The sequence below is a fragment of the Devosia sp. genome (genome assembly GCF_017307565.1).
Classification (GTDB): Bacteria; Pseudomonadota; Alphaproteobacteria; order Rhizobiales; family Devosiaceae; genus Devosia.
Map to the genome: position 1 here is coordinate 1 of NZ_JAFKHD010000194.1, position 9,631 is coordinate 9,631.

Here is a 9,631-nt window from a genome sequence, read left to right on the forward strand (position 1 = left end):
CATGCGCCGGAACAGCTCCGCCGAGGTGTCGAAGATGGACGGGCAAGGGAGCGAAAAGTCGATGATGTCGGCAGCTACCGGCCAAGCCTGCTTGATACCCGCGGCGACTTCTGCCGACTTCGGATCTGCATGCGTCTCTTCGGGCCAGAAGATCTGCTCACCGTCACAGCGCATCATGATGTAGAGGCGCTTGCGGATGGTCGGAGCACCGAAGAAATTAGCGCGCAGCACCCGCCACTCGACGCGATAGCCCATGCGGCGGAAGCGAGCGACCCAGCGCTTGAATTCCTTGCCCTTGAGGTTCTTGTCCGGACGGCTGGTCGGGTCGAGGTCGCACCAATCTTGGAACTCCTCGACGTTCTCCATGTAGATTTCGCGCGGACGAACTTGCTCGGCCCAGTGCGCCACGACCCAAGCGAGCGAACGCACCGACTTGCTGACAGGCGCACCGCCCTTGGCCTTGGAGAAACCGCGGCAATCCGGCGAGGCCCAGAGAGCTCCTACCGCGATGCCGCCCGTGACGGTCAGAGGGTCGGCTGTCCAGATATCGGCCGTGAGGTGCATCGTCCGCGGATGATTGGCGGCGTGCATCGCAATGGCCTTCGGATCATGGTTGATCGCGATGTCCACCGCGCAACGGTGATCGTCGGCAAGGAGGCCAGCCAGGCGCATGTCGCGCATAGCCATTTCCATGCCTTCACTCGCACCACCGCCACCAGCGAAGCAGTCAATAACCAGCTCCTGGTTGACGTCGAAGTTGTGCGCCGCGGCGAACGACAGGAAGGAGTTGTGAAGGATCGCGTTCACTGAGCACCATCCTGCAACCGATTGGCGAAACGAGACGGCACATAGAGGCCTGCTGCGGTCATGTCCTTGATCAGCCGATCCGTCGCATCAGGCTTTTCCTCGTGGGACGAGCAGAACCGGCCGCAAGTGCAACGAGGCTGGGTCTTTATCGTGGGCTTGCTGCCGATGAGCCGATCAAGCCATTCCTTCGGATGACGAAACTGCAACATGTTCAGTCCTCGATGCGTGGGGTTGATTTTTCGTCAGGCTCAGTCGGCAGATGCTCGTGTTTTCGAGCCCACCGGCGCTCCCAGAAGAGCCTCAGCCTCATGAACAAGAGCGAGGCGAGACGGCGTAGGAGCGAGGGCCTTGGTGATTTCGAGTTCATGGGCAAGGCGGGCCTCCTGGCTCTGGATTTCGGCCGCAACAGCCAGTTCGAGACGCTTGTAAAGATCAGCCCAGATGCGCTTGGGCTTGCGGTAGCGAAGAGTCCAAAGCAGTTGCTCGGGCAGCTTGTGCTTGCGGGCCACGCGAGACCTTGCGGCCTCCAGCGTGTCACCGGGACCGCGATGTTCGCGGCGCTCCAGCATCCCGGCCCACTGCTGGGCTTCATCGACAACAGACAAATCAGTCATGGGCTGTTGATCCGGCGTCAAAGACGATTTTCGCATGCGTCAATCCGTTCTCGTTAGGGTCAATTCCAGCGAGAACGTGAGACGACGAAAGGCGATTGAGATGGACTACCCGCCGACGACACCGGAACTGAGAGAGAACGTTCGTCGGGCGGCATTGCGCGAGGCCAAGCGTCAACTTGGTCGCGTGAATAGGTTGGCCGGTGCGGAGGGACACCACACCGGCCGGGCGCTGAGTGAGGGAGGAGGCACCCGCGCCGAACTGGAAATGCTGAAAACCAAAGGCGCCGTGCAGGTCACCGCTGCGCCCTTGCTTTTCATCATTGATGGTGGCCGGAAGTGACGACGATCGAGCAGAAAATGCCCTGGTCGCGTCTGCCGGTACGAGTGGATTGGTGGCGACAGGTGAGAATTCCATCACGCCGCCTCGCTCGTGGTGAGGCGGTAGCCGACGCCGCGAACGTTCTCGATGCCGAAGCCGAAGGGCCGAAGCTTGTTGCGGCTGACGCAGACATGCCGGCGAATGATGTTGTCGGCACAGTCAGGCCCACCGTTGGGATCAAGACCCCAGATCACGGTCCAGATAGCCTGAATGGTGACGGCTCTGCCTTTGCCCTTGGCAATGGCCAGGAATAGCTGGCGCTCACTCGGGCTGAGCTTTGCGCGATAAGCCGCGTTCTCGATGCCGTCGATGATCGGCTGGCCGCAGCAATCGCAGACCTTCTGGGCGCTCATGGTGCCGCCCCAATCAGGAACAGTACGTGCGCAGCGACAGCCAAGAGGATGAGCCCATAAATCGTGGGCCAGATCACCTTTGACGGTTCAAGGCGAGGGCCGGAGTTGCGTGCCCTGCTCATGCCGACACCAGGCCATCGCCGGCCATTTTCAGGCAGGAATTGCAGTGAGCCTTCCCACCAGACGAACGGCAGGCTTCAGGGCTCTGGCACAACGGCCGGAGCTTCTTGATCTTGTCTGCGAAGGAGACCGGCGCGGCAAAGCCCGAAGGCTCCACCGACTTACCCGTTTCTGCTTTGGTGGCGAGGCCATAACAATTGCCGGCCGTATTGGTTGCGGCACTCTCTCCGCCCGTCACGGCTGCTTTTTCTTCACGGGCCGTCCCGCTATCGGAGTTACAAAGCCCCTCCGCGGGCTGCCCGTCGCTGGACATTTCCAGAGCGTCTTGGACGGAGCCGAGGTCATCCACTCCTCTCGTTGCCGTTTCCGGCTGAATTAGTGCGACCTGACCTTGAGGGCTTGGGGGAACGGTCAGGTCGCGCGCAGGCTGAGGGGCAACCTGCGTTTGGGTGATGGGGGTGGAGATTTCGGCGGCCTCGTTCTCCACGGACGAGGTAGCTCGCACGGGATCAAGGCCCGGCTCCGCCTGCCCTGCCGCTTTGGTCGGCTGGGGTTCGGAAATGGATTCGATGCGACCAGCAAAGAGCGGCGCGGAATGTCCGGCGGTACCACGACGCAAGGCGCGATCCATCGCAACCTCGTGCGAGGTCTGCATATTGAGTGCAGTCATATAGAGCTCGAGCAGCGCTTCCTGCTCCATGCGCTCGTTGGCGTCCTGCTTGCGGATTGTCACGATCTTGCGCAGGATTTTCGTGTCGAAGCCGTTGCCCTTGGCTTCGGCGTAGATTTCCTTGATGTCAGCCGCGATGGCGGCCTTCTCTTCCTCCATCCGCTCGATCCGGGAAATGAAGGCCTTGAGCTGATCCTGTGCGACGGAATCTTCGACTGCCATTTAAGCCACCTTTGCCTGTTCCTGGGTGCGAGCGATTGGCCAGGCAGCGCCGCCGGCCTGCTTCCAAATTCGTCCGCGCTTGATGAGAGAAATCGTGGAGACGGAAACCCCGAAGGCTTCCGCGATAGCTGGGTATCGATCGCCCCGAGCAATTCGGGCGCGGATCACTGGAATGTCGCATTCGTCCAGCTTCGCGCCGAACACGCGACTACCGTGGACTCGGGTAAAGTGGCGCGATCTGTCAGCCTGATTTTCGACAGAACTGGCCCAGCGAAGATTGATCAGGCGGCAATTGTCTTTGTCGCCGTCATTGTGGGCCACGAGCGCGCCATCGAAAGGCGCGGGGCCAAGAAACGTCTCTGCGACAAGGATATGTACTCGGCGCGTCTTTGTGACCGATCCGACGCACAGCGTGACGTGCTGATAGCCATGGGTATGGGCGGGCACGAGCACAGCGCGCGGACCGCGCACCCTGCCCCACGAACTCACCTGATATTTCGGGAAGCCCCCAATAACGCGCCAATGCTCGACGCGGTCCATCTCGGCCAAAAGAGATGCCACGGTGTCGCTCATGCGGCACCTGCCGTCTCTTTGGAGGGGGAGCTGGGGATATCGCGAGGTCGCACAACACCCTTCGGCCAAGGCTCCCCTTTCGGCCAATGGCGAGAAAACCAGAGCATTGCCCGCTCAAAGGTTTTGACGGTGGGACTGAGCGATCCGTTGGCAAAGTCATCCAGCCGGTTGCCCTGCCCGAGCGCCAGGGTTGAGACACGCTTTCGGCCCCGTTCGGTGAGGACGGCGTACTGGTCAGCGACGGTGATGAGTTGAGTGCGGAGGTCCATGCGCAAAGTATATGCGGCAGTTGTGCCGCATGGTCAAGCACAATTTGCGGCACTCTTGCCGCTGGCGCACTTTTATCCATCCGGCAAGAATGCCGCGCATGAAATCCGCCTATGAACGCATCCGCGCCCGCATCGATGAACTGCATCCAGGCACAAGTGACCGCGCCGCATCGCTGGCCGCGTCGGGCGGGCGGAATGCCGATCTACTGCGAACCATCAAGCAGGGCCGGTCTGCATTCCCGCGCGGCGACAATTTACAGGGGCTGGCCGCATATTTGCGTTGGCCGGTTGATGCGCTGACTGGAGAGCCAGCCGACGGTGAGCCCTACGAACTTGAGCGCGTTCCCTTGGATGAGAACCACGTCCCCACATCGGACACGGATGGTGAGGGATACGGCCGCGATCACTACAGCCCGAACATACCCGGCGCGATTCCAGAGTTGGACGCCAGAGCTGGCGGAGGCGAAGGCGCCGTGGGCGAGGTCATGGTACTGCCAATCGGCAATGGCACTATCTCAGCGCATAAGATCGTTGATGAGTGGCGCATTCCACCAGCGTACCTACGCGAGGCAGTGTCTAGCCCCGACCGCGCGATCGTGCTGCCCATCCAGGGCGACAGCATGCTTCCGAACTATGCGCCAGGCGATCGTGTCATTATCGACTTGGCGGAGCACGAGCTGCGCGCCGATGGCGTCTACCTGATCAGCGACGGCTTTTCAGAGCCGCAGATCAAGCGCCTGCAGCGGATCATGTTCACCACTCCGCCGCGCTGCAAAATCATCAGCGATAATCCGAGCTATGAGGCTCAGGAAGTCGACGTTGATGGGGTTAGGATTCTAGGCAAGGTCGCGGCGTACGTGGGGAGGCGATGATAGCCTTGCATGTCTCCCTTGCGAAAAACTTACCAATCCTTAACTTCCCTCTGGGAGTTTGTTGACTTATATGGCAACAATCTCGGTGCTGGCAGACAATGGGGACTTGAACCGTGTCGAAATCGAGCTCGACAGCGGTCGGCAGCCTTGGAGGTGCCTGTACGCCACCCCGGAATTCTCGGAGTGGGCAGGGTCGGCGCTTCCTAGGCTTGAAACTGGAGTTATGCAGGCAGAGATCACGCCAAACGAACAGGTTTATGCGCTATTCGCGGACTTCATCGAGGGCAAACACTTCGAAGAGAACAAGCGCTTTAGATCATTGGTGTACCACCCGGTTGAGCACGTCTGGGAACTGAAGACGGTCGACGTTCGTATCTTCGGGTGGTTCGCACAAATGGACCAGTTTGTCTGTTGTTTCGGGGAGCACAAGGACGTGCTTATGGACCCAACAGAAGTCACAAGAACGTATGGGCGCTACATCCTCAGAACGAATTTTGAGCGCGAGCGCCTTAACCTGGACCCACCCAAGTCCGTAGAATACAAGGATTACGCTAATGTCCTTTCGGATGCAGATTGACCCTCGATCGCGAAAAGCTGCTCGCTTCATCACGGGCGTCCACAAGCAACTGCAGCAGGCGTACATCCGCGCTTCTGCGCGCGGTGTTACCCAGCAAGATATTGCAGAAGATCTTGGAGTAGACCGCTCCACGATCAACCGAAGGCTTCTTGGCGGCGGAAATCTCACACTTCGAAGCTTGTCTGACTTTGCCTATGCCATGGACGAGGACGTCGAAGTCGTGTTCAGGCCCTCGCACCATCGAACAGTAGGCGCGAATTTTCGCATTGGCGATCCGGTCGTCGTAACTCTACCAACTCCGACAGCCGGCAGCACCGTCGTGACTGGCCCCGTGGCAGGTGCGAGCAAAAAGTCGGATTTGGTTGGCGAATATGTCTGAACCGTACGGCTATACGATATTCTGCGATGACATTCGGCAGGAAGTTGGGGGCAAGCTCAGCTTCATGGGCGCTTACAACGGCGACCTTCATATTCTCACCGGCGAACCCTTCACCCTACCCAAGCTAGCCGCGGGAATGACCGTCGTCGTCCCCGAAGGGATCCAGATCACTGAGCCTATTGCGTTTGCCTTGCTCCACGAAGTGGACGGCGAGACAAACGAGCTGGTTCGGGCAGTTGCAGAAGGATACGAACTTCCAACATCGGCCCCTGCAGGACGGATCATTCGCGTCAGTCTCAACTTTCAGCTCAGCCCATTCTTGGTTGACCGCGAGGCGATCCTCAGGGCCCGAGCGTATGTGAACGGCCAAGAGGTGAAGATTGGCGCTCTCGCTCTCCACCTTGGCCCCCCCGCCGGTTTCGACACCGACAACCCCGCAGCGGAAACCGCTGGATAATGTCAGTTCACCCCGGCGCCGACAGTCTCATAGAGCAGTAGCGTCTTCACCAGGTCCGGAATGACGGTCGGATCGAGAGGCCTGCAGAGATAGACCCGGTCGGGATCGTCATCGATCCCGCCTCCTACCCTCCCGACGATCGGGATCACCTTAAAATCCTCATCGAGATTATGCCCCATGCCGGCTTCGAAGCTGTAGTGGGGATACTCGGCATGCATCGCGCGTAGCAGCAGCTTTGCCTCATCCCTACCCGTTCCGTTGAACCGGCCGGGGAAGATCACCACGAACTGCGTTACCTCGCGCATCACTTTGTTCTCCATTTGTTCTCGAGAAGTCACTATCGACTCATCTCCGTCACGGAGTCGAGTCGGTAATTCGTCTTCTCGCTCTGCGGCACAATATTTACGGCATTAGTGCCGCACTTTATGCTTGACGCGGCATTAGTGCCGCATTAGGTTCACTTCATCAAAGACGCACCGCGTCACCGATGGAGAGACAGATGTCCACCAACCAGATTATCCCGATCAGCGGCCACAAGCTCTCCATGGTGCAGGGCGTCTATGTGATCGCTCAGAATGGCAAGACTGCCGCCGTCTGCACTTCGTTGAAGCTGGTCCACGAATGGCTGGATGGCGCCGAATACGACGAAGCCAACAAGATCAGCATCGCCCTCTCCAGCCTCGACGGCATGGAAGCCGACGACATTACCCACGTCATCGCTGATGACCTGATGGGCGATTACCGGACCTATTCAGACTTCTCGGAAGATCAGGGGTACGTGCTTCCGTGGCTTGAGTTCTGGTTTGATGAAATCAAGGCTGGGGTATTCGTTCGCGATCTCAAGAGCCGCCGGGATCGTCACCGCGCCATCCATGCTCCGATTGCTCGGGCCGAAAGCCCCGAAGCCTTTGCCGTGGCTGCGGAGTAAGGGCGATGAACCAATCAACTCCTTCCCTCGGAACACTGACGGACCGCATTCAAGTCAAGCTTAGGCTAGGCGATGGCTACGAGAACCCTCAGGCGATGTGGGCCCGCGTAAGGGCACTGAGCGGTACTGATCTCACCCATAGCGTCGTAATCCGCTTTCGCTCCGATGTGCAGGCTGGAGATCTCGTCATCTATCGTGGCCGGAAGCTTGAGGTAATCGAGGCCAAAGACCTCAACGGCCGCCGCGCCTATCTGCAAATTGCAGCGAGGGAAGCAGAATGACCCTCCCTCCCTTCTCCACCCACCCTTCCCTCTATCTCTGGTCCTTATCCCTTTTCATTGGCTGGGCGCTGGTTGTGCTCTTGCCGGAAGCTGGAGGCGCATTCTGATGGCGACCGTCAAAGAGAACCTGATCGCCGCAAAGGCACTGATCGATACGCCGGGGAAGTGGGAAGCAATGGGCAGGTCAGCCCTGGACGCTCTTAGCGCTGTGGCTCGATTGGGAACGCCCGACAATCAATCCTGCATCAAGGCGCTGCAAAAGGCGCAAGGAAAGATGGGCACCGACTGGTCAAATCACCGCGAGGTCATGGAGCGCTTCGACCGCGCCATTGCTGAGCAGGACGGTGCGGCATGACCGTCACCAACCAAGACATCTACCTCCTCGCAGAGCTTCGCCGGAAAGACCCAGCCGAAGCCCTTCGCATAGCCACCCTTTCCGGCACTCAGAACAAGGAACAGACCAATGCAGGCCGTTGAGAAGATCCAGCCGGTTGAGACATTGCCAGTGGCGCCAGCAGCTTCGGAAAGCGCGGCAATCCTTTCCGTGATCGAGCGCATGGCGACCAACCCCGATATCGATCCCGACCGCATCGAACGTTTCATCGCCCTCAAGGAGCGTATGGACAAGGAAGCGGCCCGCAAAGCCTTTGCTGGCGCCCTTGCTGAATGCCAGTCGGAAATCCCGGCGATTGAAGAACGCGGTCAGATCAAATACGGCAAGAAGAACGCCGATGGCGAGGACACTGGCCCGACCTATGCCCTCTGGGAAGATATCAACGAAACCATCCGCCCAATCCTGAAACGGCACGGCTTTGCTCTGTCCTTCCGAACGGGCCAGACGCCAGAAGGCAAGATCACTGTCACCGGCATTCTCAGCCATCGCGACGGGCATTTCGAGGAGACCACTATGGCCCTCATGCACGACAGCAGCGGCGCAAAGAACTCCGTTCAGGCGATGGGATCAAGCATCAGCTACGGCAAGCGCTACACCGCCGCCGCCCTGCTCAACATCACTAGTCGCGGCGAGGACGATGATGGCGAAACCGGCGGACGCCTTCTGGCCAAAGCCGAGGCTCGCGAGCCCTACAAAGAAATGCAGGAGGAATTGGACTCCTGCAGCAGCCTTGAACAACTCCAGGGGCTTTGGTCTTCGCCGCAGTTCCGCGCCGCATATGAGCAGCTTCCCAATGACTGGAAGAGGTTCATCACCGAGCGCAAGGACGCACTGAAGGCCGACCTGTCCAAGCCAGACCCAAATTATGTGGCGCCCAATTTCGACGGCGACCGACCCTAATTCCCACCAACCCAGGGACAGGGTGAAGCCGAAAGGTTGAGCAGCATCATAAGCGGCCCTGGTAGTTCAATGACCACCATCGAAATGGACAAAGACCTCGCCACCTACACCGACATGGAAAGCCTTTCGGCCCGAGTTGGGTACTGGAACAAGCGCTTTGCTTTGACCGCTCACGACGATGAAGACGTTCAACGCTTCAATGAGATCGTTGCGAAACATTCCCGGCGAGTGTTTGCCGTCCTGAGGGCCGGCTGATGAGCCGCGCAACCGTCATCCTCAATGGGATTGCCGATCGTCGGAAGGCTTGCCGCTGGGCAATGGGCGTTCCTCTTGGCACTCGCATCGAGTTCAAAGAGGTCAAGCGCTCGCTTCCTCAGAATGACCGCATGTGGGCAATGCTCACGGACATTTCCCAGCAGGCCGCGCTCGGCGGGAAGAAGTTCACCCCAGACCAGTGGAAGGTGATCTTCCTTCACGCACTCGGTCAGGAAATCCAGTTGCTCCCCAGCCTCGACGGCCACGGCTTTGTGCCTTGGGGCCAGTCATCTTCGGACCTGTCGAAGGACGAAATGACGGGGCTGATCGAACTCATCTTCAAGTTCGGCGCTGAGCACGGCGTCGAGTTCCACGACGACAAACCCACTTCCTCGCCTTCTGCTGGGGCGGCAGAAACGTGGAGAGCTGCGTGATGTCGTTAGCTCTCCGGCAACAGAACCATTCCCTTGGCGAGCGATACCTTGTTGAGATCGACCTTGGCTGTCTTCAGCGTAGTCACCTCGCCAGGATCCAAATGCCGAACAGCGTGGCGATAGCGGCCGCTTACAAAAAGCCGGTCG

18 protein-coding genes and 1 pseudogene are annotated in these 9,631 nt (G+C 59.2%); 12 read left to right on the forward strand and 7 right to left on the reverse strand.

Annotation, left to right across the window (positions count from 1 at the left end):
• From J0I64_RS05830 to J0I64_RS05840, 3 genes are all read right to left on the reverse strand, one after another.
• Positions 1 to 807, reverse strand: an 807-nt coding sequence (locus tag J0I64_RS05830; RefSeq protein ID WP_291406670.1) for a DNA cytosine methyltransferase, incomplete at its 3' end; no start/stop codon positions are given.
• On the reverse strand, positions 804 to 1,016 hold the full coding sequence (locus tag J0I64_RS05835; RefSeq protein WP_291406671.1) for a hypothetical protein: 213 nt from the start codon (positions 1,014 to 1,016) through the stop codon (positions 804 to 806). The genes J0I64_RS05830 and J0I64_RS05835, both read right to left, overlap by 4 nt.
• Before the next feature lie 39 nt (positions 1,017 to 1,055).
• Positions 1,056 to 1,421: a hypothetical protein gene (locus J0I64_RS05840; protein ID WP_291406672.1), complete on the reverse strand. Its 366-nt coding sequence runs from the start codon at positions 1,419 to 1,421 to the stop codon at positions 1,056 to 1,058.
• Between the two features lie 34 nt (positions 1,422 to 1,455).
• On the opposite strand from J0I64_RS05840, the gene J0I64_RS05845 reads away from it, so the two are divergent.
• Positions 1,456 to 1,761 carry a hypothetical protein gene (locus J0I64_RS05845; protein ID WP_291406673.1) on the forward strand — a complete coding sequence of 102 codons (306 nt, stop codon included), beginning with the start codon at positions 1,456 to 1,458 and terminating at the stop codon, positions 1,759 to 1,761.
• 74 nt (positions 1,762 to 1,835) lie between these two features.
• Here the strand turns inward: J0I64_RS05845 and J0I64_RS05850 are convergent, their stop codons facing one another.
• The 3 genes and pseudogenes from J0I64_RS05850 to J0I64_RS05860 all read right to left on the reverse strand — a co-directional run bounded on the left by J0I64_RS05850 (position 1,836) and on the right by J0I64_RS05860 (position 3,738).
• Positions 1,836 to 2,153 carry a helix-turn-helix domain-containing protein gene (locus tag J0I64_RS05850; RefSeq protein ID WP_291406674.1) on the reverse strand — a complete coding sequence of 106 codons (318 nt, stop codon included), beginning with the start codon at positions 2,151 to 2,153 and terminating at the stop codon, positions 1,836 to 1,838.
• 772 nt (positions 2,154 to 2,925) lie between these two features.
• A pseudogene (locus tag J0I64_RS05855) lies at positions 2,926 to 3,165 on the reverse strand (DUF2312 domain-containing protein); the annotation flags it as partial.
• The gene (locus J0I64_RS05860) at positions 3,166 to 3,738 is read right to left on the reverse strand and encodes an HNH endonuclease (RefSeq protein ID WP_291406675.1); all 573 of its coding nucleotides are present in this window, start codon (positions 3,736 to 3,738) and stop codon (positions 3,166 to 3,168) included. It lies immediately after the preceding pseudogene.
• A gap of 298 nt (positions 3,739 to 4,036) precedes the next feature.
• Here J0I64_RS05860 and J0I64_RS05865 point away from each other — a divergent pair, with 298 nt between their 5' ends.
• From J0I64_RS05865 to J0I64_RS05880, 4 genes are all read left to right on the forward strand, one after another.
• Positions 4,037 to 4,879 carry a S24 family peptidase gene (locus J0I64_RS05865; RefSeq protein WP_291406676.1) on the forward strand — a complete coding sequence of 281 codons (843 nt, stop codon included), beginning with the start codon at positions 4,037 to 4,039 and terminating at the stop codon, positions 4,877 to 4,879.
• A 70-nt stretch (positions 4,880 to 4,949) separates the two neighbouring features.
• Positions 4,950 to 5,456, forward strand: coding sequence for a hypothetical protein (locus J0I64_RS05870; protein ID WP_291406677.1), 507 nt, complete (start codon positions 4,950 to 4,952; stop codon positions 5,454 to 5,456).
• Complete coding sequence (locus tag J0I64_RS05875; RefSeq protein WP_291406678.1) at positions 5,434 to 5,835, forward strand: helix-turn-helix transcriptional regulator; 402 nt, start codon at positions 5,434 to 5,436, stop codon at positions 5,833 to 5,835. Before J0I64_RS05870 ends, J0I64_RS05875 begins: the two co-directional genes overlap by 23 nt.
• Positions 5,828 to 6,292 carry a hypothetical protein gene (locus J0I64_RS05880; RefSeq protein WP_291406679.1) on the forward strand — a complete coding sequence of 155 codons (465 nt, stop codon included), beginning with the start codon at positions 5,828 to 5,830 and terminating at the stop codon, positions 6,290 to 6,292. Before J0I64_RS05875 ends, J0I64_RS05880 begins: the two co-directional genes overlap by 8 nt.
• Before the next feature lie 2 nt (positions 6,293 to 6,294).
• Here the strand turns inward: J0I64_RS05880 and J0I64_RS05885 are convergent, their stop codons facing one another.
• On the reverse strand, positions 6,295 to 6,597 hold the full coding sequence (locus J0I64_RS05885) for a hypothetical protein (protein ID WP_291406680.1): 303 nt from the start codon (positions 6,595 to 6,597) through the stop codon (positions 6,295 to 6,297).
• Positions 6,598 to 6,791: 194 nt separating this feature from the next.
• On the opposite strand from J0I64_RS05885, the gene J0I64_RS05890 reads away from it, so the two are divergent.
• From J0I64_RS05890 to J0I64_RS05920, 7 genes are all read left to right on the forward strand, one after another.
• Entirely contained in the window at positions 6,792 to 7,220 is a 429-nt protein-coding gene (locus tag J0I64_RS05890; RefSeq protein ID WP_291406681.1) for a hypothetical protein, read from the forward strand.
• A 5-nt stretch (positions 7,221 to 7,225) separates the two neighbouring features.
• Positions 7,226 to 7,501: a phage head closure protein gene (locus J0I64_RS05895; protein WP_291406682.1), complete on the forward strand. Its 276-nt coding sequence runs from the start codon at positions 7,226 to 7,228 to the stop codon at positions 7,499 to 7,501.
• A gap of 106 nt (positions 7,502 to 7,607) precedes the next feature.
• Positions 7,608 to 7,856 (forward strand): hypothetical protein, encoded by a 249-nt coding sequence (locus J0I64_RS05900; protein ID WP_291406683.1) that lies wholly within the window; start codon positions 7,608 to 7,610, stop codon positions 7,854 to 7,856.
• Positions 7,853 to 7,978 (forward strand): hypothetical protein, encoded by a 126-nt coding sequence (locus J0I64_RS05905; RefSeq protein WP_291406684.1) that lies wholly within the window; start codon positions 7,853 to 7,855, stop codon positions 7,976 to 7,978. The genes J0I64_RS05900 and J0I64_RS05905 overlap by 4 nt, the downstream gene beginning before the upstream one ends.
• Positions 7,965 to 8,795, forward strand: a complete 831-nt coding sequence (locus J0I64_RS05910) for an ERF family protein (protein ID WP_291406685.1) — start codon at positions 7,965 to 7,967, stop codon at positions 8,793 to 8,795. The genes J0I64_RS05905 and J0I64_RS05910 overlap by 14 nt, the downstream gene beginning before the upstream one ends.
• Before the next feature lie 69 nt (positions 8,796 to 8,864).
• Positions 8,865 to 9,050: a hypothetical protein gene (locus tag J0I64_RS05915; protein ID WP_291406686.1), complete on the forward strand. Its 186-nt coding sequence runs from the start codon at positions 8,865 to 8,867 to the stop codon at positions 9,048 to 9,050.
• A complete protein-coding gene (locus tag J0I64_RS05920) occupies positions 9,050 to 9,484 on the forward strand; it encodes a recombination protein NinB (RefSeq protein WP_291406687.1) in 435 nt (144 codons plus the stop codon). The genes J0I64_RS05915 and J0I64_RS05920 overlap by 1 nt, the downstream gene beginning before the upstream one ends.
• The last annotated feature ends 147 nt before the right edge of the window (positions 9,485 to 9,631 follow it).